General features: G+C 62.1%; 26 protein-coding genes. 12 read left to right on the top strand and 14 right to left on the bottom strand.

Translation table 11 applies throughout. The features are described 5' to 3' along the window. Positions 1 to 377: 377 nt before the first annotated feature. Both NGM68_RS15645 and NGM68_RS15640 read right to left on the bottom strand, forming a co-directional pair. Positions 378 to 1,556, bottom strand: coding sequence for a redox-regulated ATPase YchF (locus NGM68_RS15645; protein ID WP_252699160.1), 1,179 nt, complete (start codon positions 1,554 to 1,556; stop codon positions 378 to 380). 231 nt (positions 1,557 to 1,787) lie between these two features. Then, complete coding sequence (locus NGM68_RS15640) at positions 1,788 to 2,519, bottom strand: GNAT family N-acetyltransferase (protein WP_252699159.1); 732 nt, start codon at positions 2,517 to 2,519, stop codon at positions 1,788 to 1,790. A gap of 245 nt (positions 2,520 to 2,764) precedes the next feature. On the opposite strand from NGM68_RS15640, the gene NGM68_RS15635 reads away from it, so the two are divergent. Further along, positions 2,765 to 3,199: a hypothetical protein gene (locus tag NGM68_RS15635; RefSeq protein ID WP_252699158.1), complete on the top strand. Its 435-nt coding sequence runs from the start codon at positions 2,765 to 2,767 to the stop codon at positions 3,197 to 3,199. Between the two features lie 352 nt (positions 3,200 to 3,551). After that, positions 3,552 to 5,228, top strand: a complete 1,677-nt coding sequence (locus tag NGM68_RS15630) for a PKD domain-containing protein (RefSeq protein ID WP_252699157.1) — start codon at positions 3,552 to 3,554, stop codon at positions 5,226 to 5,228. Between the two features lie 101 nt (positions 5,229 to 5,329). Here NGM68_RS15630 and NGM68_RS15625 read toward each other — a convergent pair whose 3' ends face one another. The 5 genes from NGM68_RS15625 to NGM68_RS15605 all read right to left on the bottom strand — a co-directional run bounded on the left by NGM68_RS15625 (position 5,330) and on the right by NGM68_RS15605 (position 10,864). Next, positions 5,330 to 5,701, bottom strand: a complete 372-nt coding sequence (locus NGM68_RS15625) for a DUF8055 family protein (RefSeq protein WP_252699156.1) — start codon at positions 5,699 to 5,701, stop codon at positions 5,330 to 5,332. Then, positions 5,702 to 7,402 carry an FAD-dependent oxidoreductase gene (locus tag NGM68_RS15620; protein WP_252699155.1) on the bottom strand — a complete coding sequence of 567 codons (1,701 nt, stop codon included), beginning with the start codon at positions 7,400 to 7,402 and terminating at the stop codon, positions 5,702 to 5,704. Position 7,403: 1 nt separating this feature from the next. Continuing rightward, positions 7,404 to 8,963 carry an electron transfer flavoprotein subunit alpha/FixB family protein gene (locus NGM68_RS15615; protein WP_252699154.1) on the bottom strand — a complete coding sequence of 520 codons (1,560 nt, stop codon included), beginning with the start codon at positions 8,961 to 8,963 and terminating at the stop codon, positions 7,404 to 7,406. 2 nt (positions 8,964 to 8,965) lie between these two features. Beyond that, the gene (locus tag NGM68_RS15610; RefSeq protein WP_252699153.1) at positions 8,966 to 9,829 is read right to left on the bottom strand and encodes an electron transfer flavoprotein subunit beta/FixA family protein; all 864 of its coding nucleotides are present in this window, start codon (positions 9,827 to 9,829) and stop codon (positions 8,966 to 8,968) included. A 180-nt stretch (positions 9,830 to 10,009) separates the two neighbouring features. Further along, complete coding sequence (locus NGM68_RS15605) at positions 10,010 to 10,864, bottom strand: polymer-forming cytoskeletal protein (RefSeq protein ID WP_252699152.1); 855 nt, start codon at positions 10,862 to 10,864, stop codon at positions 10,010 to 10,012. A 214-nt stretch (positions 10,865 to 11,078) separates the two neighbouring features. Between NGM68_RS15605 and NGM68_RS15600 the strand changes: the two genes are divergently transcribed. Then, positions 11,079 to 11,276: a DUF5800 family protein gene (locus NGM68_RS15600; RefSeq protein ID WP_252699151.1), complete on the top strand. Its 198-nt coding sequence runs from the start codon at positions 11,079 to 11,081 to the stop codon at positions 11,274 to 11,276. 93 nt (positions 11,277 to 11,369) lie between these two features. Here NGM68_RS15600 and nucS read toward each other — a convergent pair whose 3' ends face one another. Next, positions 11,370 to 12,218: an endonuclease NucS gene (gene nucS, locus NGM68_RS15595; protein WP_256469895.1), complete on the bottom strand. Its 849-nt coding sequence runs from the start codon at positions 12,216 to 12,218 to the stop codon at positions 11,370 to 11,372. A gap of 180 nt (positions 12,219 to 12,398) precedes the next feature. On the opposite strand from nucS, the gene NGM68_RS15590 reads away from it, so the two are divergent. Further along, entirely contained in the window at positions 12,399 to 12,941 is a 543-nt protein-coding gene (locus tag NGM68_RS15590) for a hypothetical protein (RefSeq protein ID WP_252699150.1), read from the top strand. 73 nt (positions 12,942 to 13,014) lie between these two features. On the opposite strand, the gene NGM68_RS15585 is transcribed toward NGM68_RS15590, so the two are convergent. Continuing rightward, entirely contained in the window at positions 13,015 to 13,824 is an 810-nt protein-coding gene (locus NGM68_RS15585; protein ID WP_252699149.1) for a class I SAM-dependent methyltransferase, read from the bottom strand. Positions 13,825 to 14,180: 356 nt separating this feature from the next. Beyond that, a complete protein-coding gene (locus NGM68_RS15580) occupies positions 14,181 to 14,663 on the bottom strand; it encodes a DUF7984 family protein (protein ID WP_252701438.1) in 483 nt (160 codons plus the stop codon). Between the two features lie 393 nt (positions 14,664 to 15,056). Between NGM68_RS15580 and NGM68_RS15575 the strand changes: the two genes are divergently transcribed. The 3 genes from NGM68_RS15575 to NGM68_RS15565 all read left to right on the top strand — a co-directional run bounded on the left by NGM68_RS15575 (position 15,057) and on the right by NGM68_RS15565 (position 18,811). After that, entirely contained in the window at positions 15,057 to 17,000 is a 1,944-nt protein-coding gene (locus NGM68_RS15575) for a beta-CASP ribonuclease aCPSF1 (protein WP_252699148.1), read from the top strand. Positions 17,001 to 17,118: 118 nt separating this feature from the next. Beyond that, positions 17,119 to 17,565: a UPF0179 family protein gene (locus tag NGM68_RS15570; protein WP_252699147.1), complete on the top strand. Its 447-nt coding sequence runs from the start codon at positions 17,119 to 17,121 to the stop codon at positions 17,563 to 17,565. A gap of 100 nt (positions 17,566 to 17,665) precedes the next feature. Further along, positions 17,666 to 18,811, top strand: coding sequence for a hypothetical protein (locus NGM68_RS15565; protein WP_252699146.1), 1,146 nt, complete (start codon positions 17,666 to 17,668; stop codon positions 18,809 to 18,811). Between the two features lie 36 nt (positions 18,812 to 18,847). On the opposite strand, the gene NGM68_RS15560 is transcribed toward NGM68_RS15565, so the two are convergent. After that, the gene (locus NGM68_RS15560) at positions 18,848 to 19,228 is read right to left on the bottom strand and encodes a winged helix-turn-helix transcriptional regulator (protein WP_252699145.1); all 381 of its coding nucleotides are present in this window, start codon (positions 19,226 to 19,228) and stop codon (positions 18,848 to 18,850) included. Positions 19,229 to 19,309: 81 nt separating this feature from the next. Here NGM68_RS15560 and NGM68_RS15555 point away from each other — a divergent pair, with 81 nt between their 5' ends. The 3 genes from NGM68_RS15555 to NGM68_RS15545 all read left to right on the top strand — a co-directional run bounded on the left by NGM68_RS15555 (position 19,310) and on the right by NGM68_RS15545 (position 21,398). Next, a complete protein-coding gene (locus tag NGM68_RS15555; protein ID WP_252699144.1) occupies positions 19,310 to 19,831 on the top strand; it encodes a VOC family protein in 522 nt (173 codons plus the stop codon). Positions 19,832 to 19,905: 74 nt separating this feature from the next. Then, positions 19,906 to 20,487 carry a flavin reductase family protein gene (locus NGM68_RS15550; RefSeq protein ID WP_252701437.1) on the top strand — a complete coding sequence of 194 codons (582 nt, stop codon included), beginning with the start codon at positions 19,906 to 19,908 and terminating at the stop codon, positions 20,485 to 20,487. Positions 20,488 to 20,585: 98 nt separating this feature from the next. Beyond that, positions 20,586 to 21,398, top strand: a complete 813-nt coding sequence (locus tag NGM68_RS15545) for an AAC(3) family N-acetyltransferase (RefSeq protein ID WP_252699143.1) — start codon at positions 20,586 to 20,588, stop codon at positions 21,396 to 21,398. A 56-nt stretch (positions 21,399 to 21,454) separates the two neighbouring features. Here NGM68_RS15545 and NGM68_RS15540 read toward each other — a convergent pair whose 3' ends face one another. After that, positions 21,455 to 22,033, bottom strand: coding sequence for a hypothetical protein (locus NGM68_RS15540; RefSeq protein WP_252699142.1), 579 nt, complete (start codon positions 22,031 to 22,033; stop codon positions 21,455 to 21,457). Between the two features lie 328 nt (positions 22,034 to 22,361). Between NGM68_RS15540 and NGM68_RS15535 the strand changes: the two genes are divergently transcribed. Beyond that, a complete protein-coding gene (locus NGM68_RS15535) occupies positions 22,362 to 23,126 on the top strand; it encodes an enoyl-CoA hydratase/isomerase family protein (protein WP_252699141.1) in 765 nt (254 codons plus the stop codon). 69 nt (positions 23,127 to 23,195) lie between these two features. Beyond that, on the top strand, positions 23,196 to 23,486 hold the full coding sequence (locus NGM68_RS15530; RefSeq protein ID WP_311136041.1) for a hypothetical protein: 291 nt from the start codon (positions 23,196 to 23,198) through the stop codon (positions 23,484 to 23,486). A gap of 142 nt (positions 23,487 to 23,628) precedes the next feature. Here NGM68_RS15530 and NGM68_RS15525 read toward each other — a convergent pair whose 3' ends face one another. Next, positions 23,629 to 24,837: a TIGR04347 family pseudo-SAM/SPASM protein gene (locus tag NGM68_RS15525; RefSeq protein ID WP_252699140.1), complete on the bottom strand. Its 1,209-nt coding sequence runs from the start codon at positions 24,835 to 24,837 to the stop codon at positions 23,629 to 23,631. Then, positions 24,834 to 25,250, bottom strand: coding sequence for an Htur_1727 family rSAM-partnered candidate RiPP (locus NGM68_RS15520; protein ID WP_252699139.1), 417 nt, complete (start codon positions 25,248 to 25,250; stop codon positions 24,834 to 24,836). The genes NGM68_RS15525 and NGM68_RS15520 overlap by 4 nt, the downstream gene beginning before the upstream one ends. Between the last annotated feature and the right edge of the window lie 65 nt (positions 25,251 to 25,315).

Genomic DNA, 25,315 nt, shown 5'->3' with positions numbered 1-25,315 from the left:
GCACCCATCGTGCCACAGAGTTAGGTCGATCCGCTTTTTCATGCCAGTCTCAGCCAGTGTTTGTTACTAACACACATTCTATTTATAATTACTGAAAGTGCGAATGAGTGACGTGCTGCCGGATGGACGGGGCGACGACCGTATCGGATACGGGCTGGACGAACTGACTGGTGGTTCGTCTAACCAGACCGATTCATCACAGTCGGGACACTGCAACAACTATGGCGACCGAGGAAGGTTCAGAGTCCGGTTGCTCCCCTTGATGAAGTGATGGACGACATTCGACGTGAACTCGTCCAGCGAGTGACAGCGGCAGACCGAACCGGGAATCGAGATATCTACGACGCGCTCGAAAACGAGTAACACGTTACGGTTTTTCAGTTAGTGCTCACGATCTTGATCACGTCCCCCTCCTCGAGTTCGTAGCTGTCACTGACCTCCCGCGAGGAACGGGCGTCGACCGCGTGGAGGTAACCGTCGCCGATGTCGGAGTGGACGGTGTAGGCCAGGTCGACGGGCGTCGAACCATCCGGCAGCAAGAAGGCGTCGGGCAGGACGTTCCCGCTGCCGTCAGACCACTTCGAGGCGTCCTGGACGGGGTAGGCTGTGAGGTGATCGAGCAGGTCGTACACCGCGTAGTTCAGTGCCTCTTGCACGCCCGTCCCGTTCCAGTTCGCCATCGTCTCCGCGAGTCCCTCGAGCGCATCGCGCTGGGCGTCGCTCACGTCGCCGGTGATCTCGAGCGTCTCGTCGCCGGGATCGTAGTCGATCAGGCCACCCTCGGCTGCATTCCGGAGCGCGCGCTCGCCTTCGGCTGTCGTCGGGATCACGGGTTTGTCCAGCTCGAGTAGCCGTTCGACGTTCTCTTCGGGCGCGACGTCGATCTTGTTCGCCGCGACGACGATCGGTTTCGTCCGCTGGCGAATCTCGGTCGCGAGCGCTTCCCGATCATCTTCAGTCCACTGGATCGGGTCCTCGGGATAGTCGAGGTCGCGAAGAATGGTCGCGATGTCGGTCGGCGACGCGCCGAATCCGGACATCATCTCCCCGAGCACCTCGTCGAGGTCGAAGTCTGGCGAGCGCGACTTCCGTTCGACGCTCTCCCAATTGCCGTCGACGATACCGGCGAGCCACATGTCCATCTCCGCCTCGACGAAGTCGATATCCTCGAGTGGGTCGTGGCTGCCGATGTCGACGGGTTCACCCTTCTCGTTGGTGCCGCCGGAGGCGTCGATGACGTTGACGATGACGTCGGCGTTCGTCAGTTCGTCGAGGAACTGGTTCCCGAGGCCTTTCCCCTCGTGGGCCCCCGGAACCAGGCCGGCCACGTCGAGCAGTTCGATCGGGACGTAGCGTTTGCCGTCGCGGCAGTCGTCGCTGGTGCAGCGCTCGTCGCGCTCGAGGCAGGGGCATTCGGTGCGAACGTAGCTGACGCCGCGATTGGCGTCGATGGTGGTGAAGGGGTAGTTCGCGACGTCGACGTCGGCCATCGTCGCCGCGGTGTAGAACGTCGACTTGCCGGCGTTGGGCTTGCCGGCAAGTGCAATCGAGAGCATGCCTTCCGATTATGTGGATCGGGAAAACTGTCTTTCGGTTCCCGCGGTCGTCATCGCTGCCCTCAATGAGTGCTCCCGTGGCGACGCTGCGTGCCGTTACTGGACGGTATAGACGTTCTCTGGGCTCGAGTCGCGAATCCTGAATCTCGAGTCTCGAGCATGTGAGCCCAACAGGTGGAAACGGACGACGCGGAAAACGGGCGAAAACGTCAGTTTCGAACGACGAAAAGCCTACAGTTCGAGGGCCATCATCACTTCGTCGACGTACTCGCCGTCGAGTTTGTAGTGATCCTCGCGGACGGCCTCGACCTCCCAGCCGTGGGTTTCGAGGAACTCGACGGCGTCCTCGTTGGTCGAGGGGACGCTGTTGTACACCTTCTCGTACTCGTTCGCCCCGGCCCACTCGAGGCCACGGGAGAGGAGGTGCGAGCCGATGCCGTGGCTGCGATACTCCTCGATGACGCCGACGGTCAACTCCGCGGTGTGACTGAGTTTGTCCAGTTCGGGGGCGTGGAGGTGTACCCACCCGACGACCTCGTCGTTGACCGTCGCGACGAAGAACATTCGGGACTCGATTTCGTTGCTCCGAAGCAGCGCGTCCTGGTGGTCGACCTCGTCTGCGACGCTCTCGGCCACGATGTACGTTCTCTCGCTGGCGACCTGTCGGATCGCCCCGACGATCCCTGCGAGGTCTTCCTGCCTGGCGGGTCGGATGTGGAACTCGAGGTCGTCGCTGTGGTACTCCTCTTCAGCGCCAGCGTCGATAGTTACACGAAGTAAGCCGTCTCGGTCGTCGAGTCGACCGTCCCGCTTCAGGATGGCGACGTGATGGCGAAATCCACCGGGATCGATGGTGAGCCGTTCCTGGACGTCGTCCGGTTCGACCGCCCCGTGGCGTTCGACGTACTCGTAGATCCGTTTGCGGTCTTCGTGCCCGAAGTCGATCGTCTCGGTGAACGTCATGACATGGCATAGCGCACCAGGGTACTTAATCATTGTTCAGGAACGTGTCTCGAGAATCGACGCAGTTGGCTGTCGACGATGAGTGATCGGTCGTGCAGCGTCGTGAATGGCCGACAACATATAATATCCACAGTAGTCCACCCTGACTCGTTTGTCCCGAGAACCCAATTCTCGAGTGCGTGAGTTAGCTGGATCGACGGATTGATAACGCATTCGTCGAAGCCACAGACGAACGCGGACGCACGATGATAGGAACGGATCTGCTGATTGCCGGGCTCGCCCTCCTGATCACTGTCCCCGTTGGCCTGGTCGCACACGAGTGGACACACGCCCTCGCGCTTCGACGTGCTGGCGTCGAGTACGAGGTCGTCTACTTCCCGGATCGACACGACGGCGTCCTCGCCGCGCTGGCGAGTTGCCCCTGGGCAGCCGTCCATCCTCGGCCGACCGGACACGAACCCGCCTGGCACCTTCGGGTCGCCGCACTCGTTCCCGTCGTGCTGGCACTGCCCACCCTCGCCCTCTCGTTCGGTGCGCCAGTCGATCACCCGGTCGTGAGCGCCGTGGTGATCGGCCTGCTCGCGTGTGCCATCCCCTCGCCACAGGATTTTTCGGTGGCGTTTTACGCCCACCGCGTGCTCGAACGAACCCGTGACGGGTCGGGAGTCGACCCCAGGTAATTCGCGACGGTGAGCCCGGCTATTCCGGCCTCATCCGCGATATTCCGCGTCGATTGACGGTCGTCGTTGGGGTCGTCTCGTGACCTCGTGAAACACATCACCATCGTTTGTGAATGGAAAAAGAGGTGGAGTGGAACCATCGCCCAGTAGATTCATAACAGGGGAATAGACACTATAGCCAATGAGAAGAAGACAATTCTTTATCATTTCAGTTGGGCTCACTGCAACTGGAAGTATTCCCATCTCTGCGGCGACTGACCCGACTGGATCGATACGACTCGATGAGCAGCACTCGGACGGATCGACCATCACCGTATCCGAACTCTCGACCGAGATTGATGCCAGGGTAGCCGTGAGAAATATCGATGCCGATGACACATTGCTGCCACCTTCCCCCATCGAGGCTGGAACGTACGAGGAGTACGAAATCGAACTCGCACAGCTCCTTACCGAATCAGCCGAAGTAGCCGTCAGCCTAATCGACACCGAAGGACACGGGTTTGCTCGAGAAACGGCAGTCGTCCACATCGACGACAGCCGAGAGTTGGTTGAAGGCGTTCCCCCGACACGCATCGACGCTGATCCTGCGGCCGGATTCGAGTACCCGTACTTTCTCTACGCCCCCACCGTCTTTGCCGATGACGATCCGAGACCACTCCTCGTCCAACCGAACAATACGGGCGAAGTCGATGACGAGTTGAACGTCCACGCCGAGCGAGCGGAACGCGACATCAACGGCTGGGTGCAGGATCTTGGAGAACAATTAAATGCAGCGGCGATAGTGCCGGTGTTTCCACGCCCACGAAGTGACCCAGTCGATGCAACCCACTACATTCACGCGCTGGATAGGGAAACGATGCAAATCACGTCGGGTTCGCTCGAGCGAGTCGATTTACAGCTTCTCAATATGGCGGCGCATGCGCGGAAGTACCTCGCTGAACGCGAATACCCGGTTGCGGATGACGGGATTATGCTCAACGGGTTTTCGGCGTCGGGTAACTTCGTCGAACGCTTCGTCACGCTTCACCCGGACGAGGTCGTTTCAGCAACTGCTGGTGGGCTCAACGGGATGGTGACCCTGCCGATCGAGGAAGCGAAGGGCCATTCCCTGGAGTTTCACATCGGCGTTGCAAACCTGGAGGAATTGACAGGAAAGCCGTTCGACCTCGATTCGTACCGTGACGTTCCTCAATTTCTCTATCTGGGAGAGCACGACACAAACGACACGATCCCGTACACCGACGCGTGGACTGGCGATTTCGACGAAACCGCGTTAGCGGTCTATGGTGACGATATGCAGGAGGATCGATTCCCATACTGTAAGGCAGTTCACGAAGAGGTGAACACGGCTGCTGTCTTCCGGATGTACGAGGACACGGGCCACTCCCCAGGTTCGGCGAGGGACGATGTGGCGGAGTTCCACGAGCGTGTCCTTCGTGGCGACGATATCGACTCGATTCGTGCTGATCTTGGTGGAAATGTTTCAACCACACACGCATACATCGAGTTCTCCCCGCAGCATCCTCTCGTCGGTGAACAGGTCGCGTTCGATGCGACCCATTCGTCCATCGAGGATCGAGAGATCGTCGAGTATGTCTGGGAGTTTGGCGACGAGAGCACTGAGACGGGCGACCTCGTCACGTATACGTTTGGACGAGCTGGTGGCCACAATATACGACTAACAGTCACAGATGACGCCGGCGACGTGTACGAATCTACCACGCAAATTGTCGTCAATGCCGAGCAACGTGCCGATGAAGCATGTGCCAAACAGGATGCGGACGAGGAGGATGTTGACCAGGCGACCGAGGAAGAGAGCACCCAGCAAGCTGCTGATGACAAGATGAGCAATTCAGATGCAGATACAGATACTGCAGCGACGAAGACGGATACAGATACTGCAGCCATGAAGACGAGTACAGCTGATGATACCGTACCCGGGTTTAGTGTTGGTGGAGCGATCGCTGCCCTCTCCGGAGCTGGGTATCTACTGAAACGACGACTCGACGATAGGCAACGTCAGGAGTAGTGGCCGACCCACACTGAACCTGTGCTTTGTCCGAAGCACGCTCTCCTTGTTGTAGGATCATACAGAACAGATTCGTAATAAGGCCGACCCCTCGAGTCGCATCATTCGCCGTCCGACACTGGCACGCCAGTCAACAACTCGCCCACGTCGTGGATGTTTCGCGTCTCGAGCAACAACTCGGCTACCTCCCGAACGGTGTACTCCGCTTCGAGGTCGACGCCGTGACACGCCGCGTAACACTCGAACCAGCGATTCATCGCCCGCTCGAGGGCGTCGAACTCCGCCGGCGAGATGTACCGTCGTCGGCCACCCGTTCGGGCCTCGACGTAGATCCAGACGGCCGGGCCGACGCCCTCCCGCAGATACGAGCGAGCGCGTTCCGGGTCGGCGTCACACGTCCCGTCCGCGAGCGTCTGGTGATCGCGTTCGGCCTGGCGCTCGAGGGCGGCGATCCGTGAGCCGTACTGACCCATCTATCCCTGGCGGTACTCGACGCCTTTGCCGCCGCGGGGGTGTTCCCACTCCGTGTCAGCGACGATGGCACAGGTACCACACTCGACGCAGGGCTGGGTGTCGAGACTGACGAGGGTCTCCTCGGAACCATTCGTCGAGACCGTCTCCGCGCGGTAACAGCCGCCGCCGAAGTCCTCCGCGCTCACCGGGCAGGCGTACACCGCTGCGCCACTTGCCTCGTAGGACTCGTCACGGAGACGGATGTGTGGGTTGCCGACGTCCGTGTCGTAGGTCAGGTCGCCGATCCGATCCTCGAGGCTCGGCGGTTCGACCTCGTTCTCCCAGTGGATCGTCCGGCCTTGTCGATCCCCGATGATCGACGGCAAGGTCGTATAGCCGGTCTTCGTGTCGGGCAACATGCCCACGAGGAACGGGGAGTTGTACGCCTTCGGCAGCAGTCGCTTCGCGACCGGGTTGCCGATCGCGACGGAGCCGACGGGGGAGTTCAACACGCCCTCGACCGCCTTGGTCACGAGGCCGTGTTCCCCGACGGGGCTCGTCAGTTCGTACCGCCGCGGCCGAAGTTTCCCCATCGTGCCCGACTGCTCGAGCATCGTGGTGTACCTGCGGCCCGCCGCTTCAGGATCCGCGTTCCCTCGCGTGAGTGCGTGGGCGTCAGCCGCGAGCGCACCCGCGGTCACCGCGTGGTTCATCCCCTTGATGATCGGCCCCTGGGCCTGCATCTGTCCGCCAGCGTCGCCCACGAGGACGAGCCGATCACGATAGGGCTCGCGGTGAGCGACCTTCTTCGAGTCCGGAACGAGTTTCGCCCCGTACTCGAGTTCTTTGTAGTCGTCGCCGAGCCACTGGGCCATGAGCGGGTGAGTCAGGAGGGCGTCGAGGAGTTCGTGCGGTTCGGCCTGTTCGGCTACCAGGCTGTCGAGGTGGAAGACCGTCCCGATCGAGAGGGTATCCTCGTTGGTGTAGAGGAAACCGCCGCCGCGAACGTCCTCGAACAGGTCGCCCGAGAAGAGGTGGGCGACGCCCTCACCCTCGTCGATATCGAAGCGGTCGTTGATCACCTCGGGATCCATCTCGACGACGGCTTTGACGCCCTGGAACCACTCGTCGGGCTCCTCCCAGTCCATCAATCCGGCGTCGCGAGCCAGTTCCGAGTTGACGCCGTCGGCCGCGACGATGAGGTCGGCCGTGATCGGATCGAGTTCGTCACAGGTGACGCCGACGATCTCGCCGTTCTCGCGCAGCAAGCCGTTGACCCGGACGTCGGTCAGGACGCCGCCACCGGCCTCGCTCGTCAGTTCGTGGACGCGCTGCTCGAGCCATGAATCCATGTTCCGGCGCAACACGGCGTCACACCAGTCGGTGTCGTGCTCGTGAAGGTCGGTCAGATCGAACGATTTGACCTTGTTCCCGGCGATGTTGTGGATCTCGTAGTCCGTGACCGGGCGTTCTGCAGCCTCCTCACGGAAGTCCGGAAAGAGGTCGTCGATCGTGTACGGTGCCGACTCCTCGGCGTAGATGAGCCCGCCCGAGACGTTCTTCGAGCCGGCCTCGACGCCCCGCTCGAGCACCAGCGTTTCGACGCCGTGTTCGGCCAGGCGGGCCGCCGCGGCGGCACCACCGGGGCCACAGCCGACGACGATCGCCTCGTAGTGTTCGTACGCTCCGTCATCGACGCCGCCGTCAGTGTGTGCTGTCATCTCAGTCGTCACCTCCATCGGCGACCACTTCGGCAAGTTCTCCCGACTTCACCGCCTCGGTGAGCGCCGGGAGTACCTCGAAGAGGTCGCCTTCGATGTAGTAGTCGCTGAAGTCCTTGATCGTCGCGTCCGGATCCGTGTTGATCGCGATGATAGTATCCGATTCGTCCATGCCGACTTTGTGCTGTACCGCGCCAGAGACGCCAGCTGCGATGTAGAGGTCGGGCGCGACGACCTGTCCCGTCTCGCCGATCTGGCGCTCTTCCTTCGAGTACTGCTCGACGTGACCCTCGAACTGGTAGGACGAGGTCACAATGCCGCGGGTGATCCCCATCTCGGCGTCGTCGAACGCGTCCGTGAGCTCGAGACCCAGTTCCATACCGAGCGTTGGGTCGTCACCGATGCCCCGACCGAGACAGACGACCACCTCGTGGTCGGTCAGGTCGACGCCGGCCTCGAGCGTGTCGTGTTCGGTGATCTGGACGTCGAACCACTCGTCCTCGAGTTCCATCTCGTGTTCGACGACGAGTCCCTCACGGTCCTGATCGGGCTTGGGAACGTCGAACGTTCCGGGGATCACCGAGGCTCCCTGTGGGTGGAAGTCTCGATCCGGATTGTCCAGACAGAGAATCGTCGAGTACTCGAAGCCGGAGAAGTCCGGCCGCTTCATGTGCAGGACGCGCTCGAACGTCTTCTTGACCCCCGGTTCGCCGGTCTTGACGGGGTTCGAGATTAGCTCCGGTTCGATGAAGAGATCGGAGCAGTCCGAGGCGAGCCCCGAGTCGAGCTCGCCCTGTAAGAGCGCCGAGAGGTCGCGGCCGTTGTTCGTCGCCGGATAGAGCACGTAGCGCGGTTCGTCGTAGTCGCGCCAGTCCGTGCTCTCGGTGCCCCCCTGGCCGCGGGACATGTGCGCCGAGACCTCGGTGAACGGCTTGTGCAGGAAGCGCTCGAGTCGGTCGTCGTCGTGATAGACGGCGACGTCGGCGCCGTAGGCGATACACTCCTCGGCGAGTTCCTCGCAGTCGTCGCCCATGAGGAATGCCACGACGTCCTCTTCCTCGTAGTCCTCGGCGTACTGATCCATCAGCTCACGGGCCTTCCCGAGCATCTCCTTCGAGACGTCGAGTAGTTCACCCTGCTGCGTCTCACAGAAGACCCACATGTCGCGGTAGGTGCCGCCCTGGAGCGCACGGACGTGCTTTTTGTCTCGAGTCGGGTGAGAGAGGCCGTCGTCTTCTTCAGCGTCCGCTTCGTCCGCAGCGTCCACCGCTTCCTCGGCTTCGCCGTCGCCGTCGCCAGCTTCCTCGTCTTCGCTCACCTCCTCACCCTCGGCGTCCTCGCCGACGTCCTCTCGCGTCTCCTCGTACTCGCCTTCGGTTTCCTCGTCGGCGGTTGCCCCCTCGAGTTCGTCGACCCGCGCTTCGATCGCCTCGCGGGCTGTTTTGCGTCCCTTGTCTGCGATTTCGGCCTCGAGAATCGACTGGGCTTCCTCGGGGTCGTCGATCGAATCCAGTTCCTTGCGGAGTTCGTCTACGGTGTGATCGGACGGATTCAGTGGCATACTCAGTCACCTCCTGCGAACGGGTGCATCTCCTCGACGACCTGTTCCATGCCGTCGGCGTCACCGGGATCGACCACCGTCGCCTCCCGCTCTGACGGCGCTTTCGGGATGGGATCGACCGACGAAACGATGGTCGGCGAACCGTCGAGTCCGATGTAGTCGGGATCGAGATTGAGATCCTGGTGATCCCAGGTAGTCAGGTGTTCGTCGTGGTCGGCCGCCCGCTCCTGGGTCTCCGCCCGTAGCTGTTTGTGCTCGAGTCGGTGAGCGGCTTTCCGGTACGTTGGCGCGAACTCCGGATCGGTGATGACGACGCACGGAAGGGGCGCTTCGACGGTTTCGATCTCGTCCACGTCACCCTCGACGAGGCGTTTCGCTCGTAGCGTCCGCTCGTCGGGGTCGATGTCGAGTGCCAGCACATGGGTGACGATCGGCCAGTCGAGACACCAGGCCGTCTGCGGGCCGGTGTGGCCGGTCTCGCCGTCCGCCGTCTTGAAGCCCGCAAAGACCAGGTCGACGTCGGCGACTTCTTCCTGGTGTTTCTCGATGGCCGCCGAGAGTGTAATCGCAGTCGCCCACGTGTCGGACGCGGCCAGCGCGCGATCGGAGAGCAGATAGCTGTCGTCGGCGTAGACCGCCTCCATCGCCTCCTCGAGGACGGTCTTGTAACTGGGTGGCCCCATGCTCATTCCGCTGACGTGGCCGCCGTGGCGAACCCGCGTCTGCAGGGCCGCCTGCAGCGCATAGTAGTCGTTCGGGTTCATCACGGTCGGCGTCTTCCCGCGCTCGAGGTGTCCGTCCTCGTCGAACGAAACCGCGCCTTCGGAGAAGTCAGGGACGCCTTTGGTCAGGACGATCGATCGCATCGTACCCTCCCTAGCTGTGCTATGATTGTTCGTAACATGCTCATCTCGGCATATCGCAACAATAGTTATTAAGGATGTGGGGTTGGATTCCGTCCCCGGTCGCAATTTTTCCGATCGATATCGCTCTGTCGTTCCGCTCGAGCAGGTGGTGCTCGAGGTTGCGCTCGACCGTCAGTTTAGTTACTCGATATCTCGCTCGGTCGTCACCATCGAAATCTCGCCACGAGCCCGAATCGAGCCGTCGACCTCGGCACCCGGTTCGATCTCGAGGTCACGACACGAGACGTCACCGAGAATCCGGACGTCGGGCCCCAACCGTACCGAGCCATCCCGCGTGGTCACGTCGCCGTGAATGCGGGTACGTTCGCCGACCGAAATCTCGTCGCGGGCCCTGAGGCTACCAAAAATATTGCTGTCAGCGCCGACGACGATCGATTCGGCGCGAACGTTCCCGTGGAGTCGGCACTCGTCGCCGATTCGGGCGGGTGTCGACACCCGCCAGGCGTCGTCGCTGACCGTTCCGTTGGCGGGGATCACGAGCGGTTCGGTCTCGGGTTCGATGTCATCGTCGACGACCTCCGATATGAGTTGCTGGGCGGCGTCCTCCTCGCCGATCACAAGCAAGTGTTTGAGGTACATGAACAGGAAGATGATCGTCGGCATCGGGTTGCGGATGACGATCCAGCCGTTGGCCTCGAACCCTTCTTCGATATCGACGTCGTCGCCGATGTCGAGGTCGCCCGCCACTTTGAGTTGGCCGGCGATGTGGACGCGTTCACCGAGGTAGGCGTCCTCGCCGACGAGGACGTTGTCGGCCACGTCACACCACATATCGAGTCGACAGTCCCCTTCGGCTTCGATCGAGCCGCCAAAGACGGCCCCTTCCCCCGCGAGGACGTTCCGTCCGCGAACACCGAACTCGACTGTCGACCGGCCACCGACCAGCACGTCCCCGCCGGTTACGAGGTCGTGTTCCTGGGCTTCGGTGCCTGACGGGACGACGAGTTCATCGAGCGGATCGCTACTGAACGCCACACTCTGTGGCAAAGTCACCCCCGGGTAATAAACCCCGCGCGAACGTCTGACGCCTGGCGGACGCTCCCGTGTGTGCAGGCAATGTCGTGACTCAATGTAGTCCATCGTGGCTCATGTGTAATTACGCGTGAGTCGAGTTCGTCGTACTCGAGCCGTTGCTCCGTTCGACCGACGACTCGTATCCTTTTTGACCGGCCATGCCGTCGGTGTCGATATGACCACTCTCGCGTTCGACGAGGCTGGCGTCGACGTCGTCTACGAAGGAACCGAATTTCGCCTCGAGCGCGACCTGATCGAGGAAGCCGTCGGGAAGGCCTACCCCGACGTCACCGATCACGAGGTGTTACAGATGGTCGCCGAACAGCCGGACTTGCAGGGCGAACCCCGCAGGATTGGCGACATTGTTCGGTAGGGTGTCGACTGCACCTTCGGAAAGTGTTGATTGGGCCTTCGGCAGGTGTCCACTGCGAGTGTGCAGGAGTACCATCTCCGAACCGACAGGTTCTCACCCGTCGTCTGCAGTCGGCTCGAGGGCAACGAACTCGAGCCCGTGTTCGGCGAGGAGCCGTTCGGCACGGTCGGTAACCGACGGCGCGACGAGAACGCCCCGGATCTCGGCGTCGGCGTGGAGATCACGCGATAGGGCGTCGATATACCGGCGGAGCTGACCGACGGCGTCCGGGCCGACGCGTCGCCGCTTGAGTTCGACGACGACGGTACGACCGGTGCGATCTTCGCCGTAGATGTCGATCGCGCCGGCCGGTGTCTCCCGCTCGGTCGCCAGCGGTCGAAATCCCGGCTCGAGCAGTGCCGGTTCCTCGAGAATCCGATCACGAAGGTCGGCTTCGGTGCCGACGACCGCGATCGAATCGGGAGCGGCCATGGCGAACGTCGACACCTGGTGGACACTGTCAAACGTGACGACGAGTTCCTCTGCAGGGGTCGAGCGCGTGCTGTGAACGACGAGGTCGCCGTCTGCGTCGGTGTCACTGTTTGAGGCGTCGCTGTCACCGTCCGATCTGTCGTCGCTGTCCGAGCGAGTGTCACTGTCCAGGGCGTCGCCGTCGTTTGCGTCGCTGTCGCCGTCCGAGCGGTAGACGTCGTGCTCACACCCGGGTGGCTGCCAGTTGACCGGCTGTTGACCCGCCGCGGTGTGTACCAGCGCGGTGCCGTCGGGCTTCAACATGACGTGGCGCTCGCCGGCCTCGAGCTGGCTTGCTGCACGCCCCTCGTAGTCGACTCGACAGCGCCCGAAGACCGTGATCAGCGATCCGGCCTCGAGGCCGGCCCGGATCGCGTCGACGGCTTCGGACACGGTGGGTGACTCGAGGGTGGCGACTCGCGAGCGTTCCACGTCTGCGCCATCAATGGATGGGCCGGGGTCTGAACCCGCTGGGGTCACAGCCAGAACAAGGGGCTCGAGGCGATAAAAACCACACGAGATGCGGCATACGGAGGCTTTCGAATTGGCAGGCTGTCGAATACTCCGAATCGCGAAGGCTTATCCGTCGCGGTACCTCGACGTTGAAACGACATGGAGTCACCGCTCTCTCGACGACAGCTCGTGCAGACCGCCGGTGTCGCAGGAGTTGCCTCACTCGCCGGTTGCACGGAATTACGGTCGTCGGACGACCCGGATGAAACGGATCCAGACGACACTGATCCGAACGGTAACGAAACCGACACGGAACCAGACCGTGAGCCGTCGATCGATCCGGCAGATGGCCTCACTGCCGTCGTCGAACCCGACGAGGAGGCCCAGGCCGAACTCGCCGCGCGCGAGCAGGAACTGATCCAGGAGATTCAGGAAGAGGAGATCAGCCAGGAGGAGGCTCAGGCCGAACTGATGGAGATGCAGGCTGCATTCAACAGCGAGGCCATCGACGAACTCGACGACTACGCCGACGACGTCGAGGAACTCACCGTCGACGGAACGATCAGCCAGGTCGGCGTGGTGCTCCTCGAGGGCAGCGACGAGGCACTGGTCGCAACGCTCTCAGACGAGGCCGTGAGCGCGCTGCTTCCGGGCCTGCAGTTCGAAGAGTTCCAGAACCCGCCACAGCAAGAGCAGCCGTGAGCGCCGCCACAGTGACTGTCTGAGCGGGAACGACACGGATTCCCCATCGGAGATTCCTGGACGCTCGAGTCGTTCACTCACACCGTGCGACGGTCTGGAGATACTCGTTCTCGACGATTGCCGTTCCGTCGGTTGCGCGATTATAGCGGCTGAATACGTTTCTGAGATCGTTCAGAAGTCGTTCTTGTGTGTCCGAATCGACCCGTTCGAGTGCGCCGATCGTTGGGCCGAAGTAGGTGCTGAATACGTCCACGGCATGATCGGTCGACCGGTAGTACTGGAGTGCCGTCCGTCGTTTGCTTTCGAGGGATCGAACGCTGTGACCGAGCAACTCGTCGAGGCCTTCGTCGGTTCCCCAGCGGAGGGGTGAGGGTGCCCCCGGTGGCGGTGGGGCATACTGGGCGTGTGTTGCGAACCAATCACCACTCCACCCGCTTGGAATCGGCCCGGCCAGGCCAATCGTCCCGCCCGGTTTGCACACTCGAAGCATCTCGCTCGCCGCCCGTTCCTGATCCGGTGCAAACTGCACCCCGTAGACCGAGAGAACGACGTCGAAACTGTCGTCGGGGAACGGCATCTCCTGGGCATCGCCGACGCGGAAGTCGATGATCTGTCCGTTTGCTGCAGCACGCTGCTCCGCTCGGTCGATCAGCCCAGGCACGTAGTCAATACCTGTGACCTCACAGTACCGACGCTCTGCGACCAGTGCTGCGGTGCCGCTCCCACAGGCGACATCTAGCACGCGCTGACCGGGGTGAGGATCGACCGTCTCACAGAGCGCCTCCGCCATGACCACGTTCTGCCGGGCGATCTGATTGAAATCGCCGGTGGCCCACGTCTCCTGTTGTGACTGTGTAATCCCTTCATACGCTGTTTCTTCCATGATATCACCCCCTCCTCACGGCCAGTTGCCGCGGCCGATGCCTCGAGTCGGATCGGTCGGTGCGTATCGTGGCCGAGTGTGAGGTAGTGGTGTGTGAAACGACAGCAAACAACATATCTCTATCCGACGGATGGATTGGCTGTCCGTCGTGTCGAAATGCCTCGTTCGTCGGCATACTCGACGCTGGGAAACCGAGTGCACAACTCGTGTCCTCTGCTCGACCCTGCACCGTGTTCAAGCCGTTGGAGCCCGGCCACTCGTCACTCTTACAGGTTCACTCGAGTCGATCCCTGCTTCGTCCCGATACTCGACCCCCTTTGGAAACGAGCCATTTGCGCGATCTCGTTCGAAACGAGCTACTCGACGCTGAACGGGCTCGCCCGCTCTGTCCAGTCCCAGCCAGGGATGCGTTCCTGAAAACCGGCTGCAAGCGCGGCCTCTAAGTCGTCGACGCCGGCGTTTTCGTCCGCGGGCCCGTGAGTGTGGACGTCCGCGTAGTGGAAGGTCGCCTCCCCAAGTGTACGAAGCGGTTGGACGCCAGCGATCGTAGCCGCCAGTTCACGACCGACGAGTTCGTCGACGACGAATCCAGGATAGTCGCCTTCGACGTCGAGTTCGCGAAGGATAGCGACCATCGCGGCGACGTTCACCGCGAGATCGCCGTCCCGAAAGAGCTCGTCGACTTCGGCGCGATACTGCTCGTCGGTCACCGGATCGACGTCCGTCTCGAAGATGTCTCCGAGGTCGTCTCTGACGGCGTTGATGATCGGCACGACGGTATCGGCACGGTCGCGAACCCAGTCTCGTTCGGCGGTCACACGGGACGGCGTCATCTTCAGTGGTGCGTCCAGATCCATACTGGGCGTTTGTCGCGATTCCTCCTGTGTTTTCCGACCGGTTTTCCGATCGATTCCCGTTTTTTGCGAAGGCTTTTATACCAGGCGAGGAATATGCTCGGGTAAGCGGGTTCTCCCTGGGATCTTCCCGCACGAACCAGGATAACCGACCTGGGAGCGTGCTCGTCACAGCACGGCCACTTTAGACGATGATCCGATATCGTGCCCCATCTATGCGAGACGACGGCGGCTACTATCGCCACGCTGGCGATTTCGACGGCCATCCTGTCACCCTCGAAGACGGGCACCGATTCGGCCATCGCTGCTGGCCTGGTGCATTCGCCGTGACGACGCGCACTCCCGGCGACGAGTTCACGCAAGCCGTATTTGGCGACTATGAGTACTGTAGAGCAGCAACTCGACGATTTGAAAGCAACGATCACGAGCGAGTTACCGAGTGACATCTCGGTCTCCTCGGTGAAATACGAAGGGCCAGAACTGGTCGTCTACACGCGCGACCCCAAAAAGTTCGCCCAGCAGGGTGACCTCATCCGAAAGCTGGCGAGCAAACTCCGCAAGCGAATTACGGTTCGCCCCGACCCCGACGTCCTCTCGCCGCCGAAGACGGCTCGAGCGGAGATCGAGAACGTCATCCCGGAGGAAGCCGGCGTCACCGATCTCGATTTCCACGCCGACACGGGCGAGGTCGTTATCGAGGCACAGAAACCCGGGATGGTTATCGGGCGACACGGCTCGACGCTGCGCGAGATTACGAAAAGCGTCGGCTGGACGCCGGAAGTCGTCCGGACGCCGCCGATCGAGTCCTCGACGGTCTCGAACGTCCGGAACTTCCTCAAACAGGAACGGGACGACCGCCGGAACATATTAGAACGCGTCGGCCGGCAGATCCACCGCGAGGAGATGTCCGACGACAGCTGGGTGCGTATTACGACCCTGGGCTGTTGTCGCGAGGTCGGACGGGCGGCGTTTATTCTCTCCACGCCGGAGACACGGATTCTCATCGACTGCGGTGACAAACCCGGCGCAGATGGCGAAGTGCCCTACCTTCAGGTTCCGGAGGCGCTCGGAGCCGGTGCACAGACGATCGACGCGGTCGTCCTGACGCACGCCCATCTGGATCACTCCGCCTTCATCCCACTGTTGTTCAAGTACGGCTACGACGGCCCGATCTACTGCACCGAACCGACGCGAGACCTGATGGGATTGCTCACGCTGGATTACCTCGATGTTGCCGCCAAAGAAGGGCGCGCCCCGCCGTACGAGTCCGAGATGGTTCGGGAGGCGATCAAACACTGCATCCCGCTCGAGTACGGCGACGTCACGGACATCGCCCCGGACGTCAAACTCACGTTCCACAACGCCGGTCACATTCTCGGATCGGCCGTCTCGCACTTCCACATCGGTGACGGCCTCTACAACGTGGCGTTCTCCGGTGACATCCACTACAAGGACACGCGCCTGTTCAACGGCGCGACCAACGACTTCCCACGCGTGGAGACGCTGGTTCTCGAGTCCACCTACGGCGGTCGAAACGACTACCAGACCGATCAGGAGGACTCCGAGGAGAAACTCACGGAAGTCATCAAAGAGACAGCCGAACGCGGCGGAAAGGTGTTGATTCCGGCGTTCGCGGTCGGTCGCTCCCAAGAGATCATGCTCGTCATCGAGAAGGCGATGCGCAATGGCGACATCCCGAAGATGCCCGTCCACCTCGACGGGATGATCTGGGAGGCGACGGCGATCCACACGACCTATCCCGAGTACCTCCGTGACGACCTGCGCGACCGGATCTTTCACGACGACGAGAACCCGTTCCTCGCCGAGGAGTTCAACCACATCGACGGTGGTGAGGAGGAACGACAGGACGTCGCCGACGGCGGCCCCTGCATCATCCTCTCGACGTCAGGGATGGTCACCGGTGGGCCGATCATGTCCTGGCTGAGCCACATTGGCCCGGATCCGGATTCGACGCTCGTCTTCGTCGGCTACCAGGCACAGGGGACGCTCGGTCGACGGATCCAGAACGGCTGGGACGAGATTCCGACCAGCGAAGTCGGCGCGATGGGATCGAACGGTAACGGCGGCGGTCGTGGGACGCTCAAACTCAATATGGACGTCGAGACTGTCGACGGTTTCTCCGGTCACGCCGATCGCGCCGGGTTGATGAACTTCGTGAAGACGATGAATCCACGGCCGGAGAAGATACTCTGTGTCCACGGCGACGAACGTTCGACACAGGATCTCTCTTCCGCGCTGTACCACGAGTTCAACATGCGGACGTTCGCGCCGAAGAACCTCGAGACGTTCCGGTTCCTCTGAGCGGTTTCGTCCGTTGTCCGGTCGTTTTTTGCCGTCTTTCGATCTCGAGTCAGCCGTTCCAGTGGTGAGGTCAGCGACGTGAGGCTTAACCAGCCCCGGCACGAACGACCGTCTACGAATGCCAACCGTGACCCTCCTCGGCACGCGCCTCGCCAGCCCCGGCACCGAGTTCGTCTACGAAGGCGAAGCCGACGGCTGTGCCGGCTGCCCCTACCGAAGCCAGTGTTTGAATCTCGAGTCCGGTCGAGCGTACATGGTAACCGATGTTCGCGAAAACGCCCAGACTCTCGAGTGTGCAATGCACGACGACGGGGTTCGGGCCGTGGAAGTCGAACCGACAACTGTCACGGCGAACGTACCGTCCAAGGGGGCGTTCAGTGGTAGCAAAGCCAGCCTCAGCGGGCCCTGCCCGTACGTCGAGTGCCCGAGTCACGCCTACTGTGAACCCGACGGGATCGAATTCGATCGGGAGTACCGCATCCAGTCGATTCTCGGCGACCCGCCCCACGAAACCTGTCACCTCGATCGGTCGCTCGAGCAGGTCGAACTCGATCCAACCGATTAATTGACCAACTGGCTCGAGGGGGATGGCGTCGCCGACCGATGGTGCAATCGTTCTTTTGCCTAGCCACAAACACTTATCACCGACCACCTTACTGAGGCGTATGAACACGCCGACTCGGCGACGACTGCTTCGCTACGGTGCGCTCGCCGGTGGCCTCTCGCTGGCGGGGTGTCTCGATGGCGAGATGGGTGACGACGGCGGCTCACCCGGTGGGAGCAGCGACGATGACGACGATGACGGCAATGACGACGGGACGGACGATCCGAACGGCACAATCGAGACCGTCGACACGATTCAGTACACGACCCGAACCGACCGCCCTGACTGGGACGCGGACACGATCGGCTCCTGTGCGCTGGCCGACTCGGAAGACCGGCTGGCCCACGTGACGCCGATCCACGCCGTCTCCGAGGAGCGACTCGAGGAGACCGTCGGCCCGTTCGTCAGAGAAACTGACTTCGAGACTCAGCTCCTGTTGTTCGTCGAATCCACTGGGCCGAACATCTGTCACGACCGTCTGGAGATCGACGACGTGTCCCTCGAGGGCGAGGTTCTGACGGCCACGGCGACCGTCGTCGATACCAGCGACCCCGAGGAAGGGTGTGGCGAGGCGGAGCTGTCCCCGTCGGCGTTGGCGCGTGTAACGTTCGCCGACGACGCCGAGTGGCCCACGCAGGCCGCGGTGACGATCACCGACGGCTGGGGCGAGACGGACACGGTCGAAGCCTCCCTCGACATCTCCGTCGACCCCGATGAACTCGAGGGATACGTCAAGCCGGACGGCGACCCCGAGGTCGTTCCCGCCGCCCTCGAGTGCCCGGACGAGGGCGTCGCTCGCATGTCGCCGGTCGAGGATGTCTCCTGGGGTGACGACGACCGGTTTTCCATGCGCGTCGATCGGCGCACCGTCGACCGCGGCGAGTCGGTGACGATCAGGATGGTCAACAGCACCAACGAAGAACAGACGACCGGGAACGCCCAGAAGTTCGGGTTCGAGGTGTACACCGACGCCGGCTGGCAGGACGTTCGCGTCTACGACGACGAGAACGGCTACGGGCCGGGATACACCGACGAGGGATACATGCACCAGCCTGGAACCGGATTCGACTGGACGCTCGAGATGGCGACCGATGAGTTCGACACCGGCCATCCGCGCCTCGAGGTCTGTCCCGACCTCCCTGCTGGACGGTACCGGTTCGCCTATTGGAACGGTGATCTGGCGGTGGCGTTCGATCTGCGGGACTGACCGGGAACGGTGTCACAGTAAATCGACGATCGGCGACTATTCGTCGTCCGAGGACTCCTCGAGCCAGCTCCCCGCCCAGCACTCGATCTCGTCGAACACCGGCTCGAGCGAACGGCCTTTCGGCGTCAGGCTGTAGTAGGTCGCGATCGGTGCGTCCTCCTCGATGCGACGGTCGACGAACCCGAGGTCACCCAGATCCTCGAGGACGCGCGAAAGCGTTCGGGCGTTCGCCCCCGTCGCTCGCTTGAGCTCGTTGAACCGGTGTTCGTCTTTCTGGAGTTCGTGGAGCACGGCCAGTCGCCACTGGGAGCCGATCTGTTCGATGGATCTGACGACCGGACAGAGGGAGCCGGCGTCCTGATCGGTGGTGACTGTGCCAGCGCGCTGGTCGGTCTCGAGTGATTGATCCGATGACATCGTGGTTATCTGCTAACCCCTTCGTCGCGAAAGCCTATAGCAGTTCGGTATCGTACCAGATAACACGAGGTAACTACACGTATGCCCGACTCACCGCCGCCAACGACGGGACTGCACCACGTGACGAACATCTGTACGAACATGGAGGAGACCAGATCCTTCTACGAGGACGTCCTGGGGTTTCACACCGTCAAACGAACCGAGAACTACGACGACCCGGGCACGCTCCACTACTACTTCTCGCCGACGCCCGAGGGCGAACCCGGAACGACGATCACCTACTTCGAGTACCCGAACAGTCGCGGTAGCCCTGGACCGGGTGCCAGCCACCACTTCGCCATGGGCGTCGAAGACGAGGACACCCTGCTCGAGTGGCGTGAACACCTCAAGGATCACGGCGTTCGAGTCTCCCCGGTTCGCGATCGAACGTACTTCAAGAGCATCTACTTTACCGACCCCGACGGACTGGTGTTCGAACTGGCGACGATGGGGCCGGGGTTCACCGTCGACGAGGAGGTACCGGGGCGCGAGTTCGTCGATCCGCGGGCCGCAGGCGATGCTGGGGAAGCGAATACCGGCACCCAACCTGGTGACCAGCAGTGAGCGACGAACCGACCGACTCCGGTAGGTTCGAAACTGACGGTGCAGCGAGCAACTCCGAAAACTCGAGCGTCGAAATCGACGTCGACGGTCACGTGGGCTCCCTCTACCGTGTGCTCTCGAGCGCCGTCGTCCCCCGCCCAATTGCCTGGGTGAGCACCCGGGGACACGATGGCGTGGACAACCTCGCCCCGTACAGCTTCTTCACCGTCGCTTCGGTCGACCCACCCGTCGTCCTGTTCGCCCCCGTCGACGGCGCCGATGGGCTCAAGGATACCCCGCGAAACGTCGCTGAGACAGGCGAGTTCGTCGTCAACCTGGTCACCGACGACCTCGCGACGGCGATGAACGAAACCAGCGCCACGCTTCACGCCGGCGAAAGCGAGTTCGACCACGCTGGCCTCGAGCGCGCCGATTCGACGGTCGTTACTCCGCCTCGCGTGGCTGAGGCAAGGGTCGCTCTGGAGTGTACCCGTCGGGAACTAATCGACATCGGCGGATCGACGCTCGTCCTCGGGGACGTTCGGTACGTCCACATGAACGAAGACGTGACCACCGACAGGAAGATAGACGTCGAGAAGGTCGACGCAGTCGGTCGACTGGCAGGGAGCTGGTACACGAAGACGACCGATCGGTTCTCGCTCGAGCGGCCGCCATAGTCTCTTTCACGTCCCACAGCGGTTCTCGAACGCCGACACCACGCCACCCGGTACCAACCGTCAGGAACACTGAAGGTGCCGATGCTCGAGCCACGACTATGAGCGAAAAACGGGCGATCGAGGCAGTGGACGAACCAGTGACCGTCACCTCCCTCGTCGACGATTTTCAGAACCTCGGCATCGAAGCGGGCGACACGCTGCTCGTTCACTCCTCGTTGAGCGCGCTCGGCTGGGTCTGTGTCGACGCCCAGACGGTCGTCGATGCACTCATGACCGTCGTCACCGAGGAGGGAACCCTCGTCATGCCGACGCACTCCACGCAGTACAGCGATCCGTCGGTATGGTCGAACCCGCCGGTACCCGAGTCGTGGATCGAAACGATTCGAACACAGCGACCCCCGTATCGACCCGAGACGACGCCGACCCGCGGGATGGGTGCCATCGTCGAGGCCTTCCGCACGTACCCAGCTGTCAGGCGCAGCGCCCATCCGACCCTCTCGTTCGCGGCCTGGGGAGCGAACGCAGCGACGATCGTCGACGACCACCCCCTGGACAACGGTCTCGGCGAGGACTCCCCGCTCGCCCGAGTGTACAACCTCGACGGCTCCGTTCTCCTGCTCGGCGTGGGCCATGAGTCGAACACGTCGCTACACCTCGCCGAGTATCGGGCAGCGATCGACCAACCGGCGACCGAGAACGTGGCTCCAGTGCTCGAGGACGGCGAACGGGTCGTGGCCCGCTACACGGACATCGAAACGGACACCGAAGACTTCCCCGACCTTGGTGTGGCGTTCGAGGCTGAAGACGGCGCAGACGTACGGTCGGGAACCGTTGGGGCCGCCGACGCGACGCTCCTCCCGCAACGCCCGCTCGTCGATTTTGCGGTCGACTGGCTCGAGGCGAATCGGTGACGTCCTCGCGAAATATAGCCGAGACTGACCGATGAGAACCAGTCCACACACAGCGGTCAAATCCACCGCTCACGAAGCTTCAACCCCAATACGAGCAGCGTTGCGAGTGGCCCGCTGACGAGAAATACGGCCAGAGAGATCACGAGTACCGTCGTTACCGTGGGTGAGATCGGCGGGGCGAACATCGAGACGTTCGGAATGCTGATGACGCTCACGATCGGTGCGAGTGCACCATATATCAGAAGCGTTCGCTGCCGTGAGGAGAACTGAATCCCGCTGGCATCGGACTGTGGGATCAACAACCCGGCTGCGAGGACGACGAACCCAACCAGCACGTACAGGCCGAACAGCACGATGGCCAACCCTTCGGCGAACCCGCTCTCGCTCCGTGGCATCGACCCGAACAGGATCGCGAACACGACGAGACTGCCGAGGATCACCAGCAGGCCGAGTGAAGAAACGCCGAGTTGCACCCAGGCTCGAGCGGAACGCGATTGAATGCTGCTGGTCATACGTCGCTGTTCGATCGGCGATGTGGTCATACCGTGTGGCGATTCTTTCCAGATGGGAACGTCGAACTCGAGGGAGTACGGTACGGCGGTTCCAGCGGTCGGAATCATGTCAACGGTAACCACGTGATGACAGTCCAGACCACACCAATATGTTTTGGACTAACCGTTTAGCTACTCCCTTACCTATACAGTCATAATGAACGAAATCACCGTCTGCGCGGACTGTGGTGAACGAGTATTCAGTATGAAAATAGAGGGCAGTTCCGGCATTACTCACCGATGCGTCCAGTGTGAACACAAGTGGACAGTCGGCTATTGAGAGCGCAGTAGACGGAATCGGTATCTCGCAAGTCGGGGACTGCATCGAGTTCGTTCCCATCACCGTCTCGTCACTCGAACGGTTTCGAGTACGGAACCGAGCATATATGTGACTGTTAACCGATGCTGAGCCATGCAAATCGATGATGGAGACGGCGTCGTCCGGATCACGTTCGATCGACCCGAGGTGATGAACGCGTTTAGCACGGACACTGCTGAAGCGTTCGCTGACGCTATTACGGACGTGTCACTCGATGAGCACCACGCGGTCGTCCTCACGGGCGAGGGGGCGGCGTTCAGTGCCGGCGGTGACATTCAGGCGATGGCCGAACGCAGGGAGACGCCACAGGACGCGTTCGACCGGATCACTGAAACGTTCGGGCGAGTCGTCGAGGAGATGCTCGAGTGCCCGGTACCGATCGTCGCCCAGATCAACGGCGATGCCGTCGGTGCAGGTCTTGCCATCGCCGCCCTCTCGGATTTTGCCTACGCCGCCGAGGACGCGACGTTCTCCTGCGCGTTCGTTCGCGTGGGATTGATTCCCGACACTGGCGGCACCTTCCTCCTCCCGAAGCTCGTCGGGCTCCGGACGGCGAAAGACCTCGCGTTCACGGGGCGGTTCTTCGACGCCGAGGAGGCCGCCAATCTCGATCTGATCAACGAGGCCGTCCCGGCGGACGACCTCGAGGAACGCGTCGGAGAAACCGTCGACCGCCTGGGTCGACGCCCAACCGAAACGATCGCGTTGACGAAACGGGCGATGCACGAGAACCTGGGTCGTCACTGGGGGGAAGCACTCGACTACGAGAACCTGCTACAGGTGCAGGCGTACACCTCTGATGCACACGAGGAGGGCGTTGCGGCGTTTCTCGAGGGACGACAGCCGGAGTTCGAATGACGATATAAAGCCGCGCCTGCCAGTGCAGGCACCAGACCCTTTGCCAACTTCGTCGACAGGTCGTGTGCAATGGCGCACCAACTTACCGAGGACGACATCGGGAAAACGGTCGTGAACGCGAACGGCGAATCGATCGGGATCGTCTCGGCGATGCAACACGGCACCGCACACGTCGAAGCCGATCCGGGCATGACCGATACGATCAAGGCGAAACTCGGCTGGGAGGACACGGACGAGGACACCTATCCGCTACAGGAGTCAGCGATCGCTCGAGTCGACGACGACGCGATCCACCTTCGAGACGATCTCGGAGGCGGGCACGGCACGGATCAGGACATGGGTCGAGACACCGGACTCTAACCGGGCACACGGACGAATTCGGCTATTTTTTGACTCGGTTCGAGTTGTCACTGGTCTAAGCACGAGCACGAGCACAAGGACGACCCCCGTTCTCGAACTCGATCTCGAGGCCGCCGAATCAGCCTCGACTAACCAGCACCGACTAATCAGCACCGACCGGCTGGTGGGCGGTTCCGAAAACCTCGTCATCCTCGAGATAACACTGCGGATCGGGCGCGAACAGATCGTCCTCGGTCGCCAGCGCGCGCAGTCGCGAACCGCCACGACAGATCGACTGATACTGACAGTCGCCACACCGCCCGGTGAGGTGTTCCTCCCGATTACGGAGCGACGCGAGCAGTGGGTTCGTTTCGTCCTCCCAGATCTCCCCGAAGGATCGATCCCGTACGTTGCCGAGGCTGTACCCCTGCCAGAACTGCGTGAGGTGAACGTTCCCCTCGTAGTCGACGTCGGCGATTCGCTCACCGGTCGGGTCGCCGCCGTTTCGCTCGAGGTGTCGATAGACCGCGGCGGCTTTCTCGGGGCCGAACCGATCGGCGGCGTACTCGACGAGAAAGCCCGCGTCGGCGTAGTTACCAACGAGCAAAGTTTCGATCTCCTCGCCCCGATCGTGGTACTCGAGCGTGAGATCACAAAGTCGTTCGACGGCTTCGCGTTTGGCTTGCGGGGACAGGTCGATGTCGGTGATCTCGGCCCCGCGGCCGCCGTAATCGAGGTGGTAAAAACAGAACCGGTCGACGCCGACGTCGGCGAGCAGGTCGACGACGCCCTCGAGGTCAGGTGCGTTCGCTTCGGTGATCGTGTACCGGAGCCCGGTCTTGAGCCCGACGTCCAGGCAGGCCTCGATGCCGCGGACGGCGGCGTCGAACGCGCCCTCCTGACCCCTGAACTCGTCGTTGCGGTCGGGCAGGCCGTCGACTGAGATGCCCGCGTATTGCAATCCGGCCTCTTTCAGGGACACAGCTCGCTCGCGCGTGAGCAGCGTGCCGTTGGTCGAGAGCACGGGTCGGAGGCCCAGGTCGGCGGCGTACGCCACGAGTTCGATCAGATCCTGGCGAACCAGTGGTTCGCCGCCCGAAAAGAGTACCACCGGGACGTCGTAGTCGGCGAGTTGCTCGAGGAAGCGTCGTGCTTCCGCCGTGGAGAACTCGCCTGCCGCGGGTCGTGTCTCGGCGGCCGCGTAACAGTGAGCGCAGTAGAGGTTACAGCGACGGGTCGTGTTCCAGACGACCACCGGCCGACGCTGTTTTTCGGTCGTGATCTGGGGTTTGCTCGAGGCGGCGGCGGCGTCGTATCGAAGGCCGTCCCCCTCGGCGTCGAGATCACAGAGGAGTTTGCTGATCGAGATCACGCGTCCTCATCCTCCGATGAATCCATCGTTTCGCTCGTCTCGAAAGCTGTCGGTTCTGTGGTCTCCGAAGCTGTCGATTCGGTCGTCTCTGCGTCACTGTCGCTCGAGGTGCAGCCCGTCCGAACCTCGTCACTGAAAGTCTGACCGTCGTCACTGAATTCTTCATCCACAGCGGACAGCGGCCGCGTCGAGTACCGTTCGATGGCGTCGGCTGGACAGAGCCAGAGATCTTCGGCGGTCGCCCCGAAGAGACTCGTCGCGTGGTCGACAGCCCTGTCGGCATCGTAGGCAGTCACGCTGCCGACGTGCTGCAACGGTGACGTCCGCTGTTCTCGCTGAAACACTTCCCACTGGGGTATCGGCGTTCCCCGTCGGTCACCCGCTACCTTCGACCAGCGTGTGCGTTCGTCCATTGGTCTCGTGGGAGGCTCTTTAATCCGGTGAGATAACACTCGTGGCGAACGTATTCGGCCGTCTT

Source organism: Natronosalvus vescus, from assembly GCF_023973145.1.
Lineage (GTDB): Archaea > Halobacteriota > Halobacteria > Halobacteriales > Natrialbaceae > Natronosalvus > Natronosalvus vescus.
Note: the sequence above shows the minus strand (reverse complement) of the source record. Positions and strands in the feature narration are given on the sequence as shown.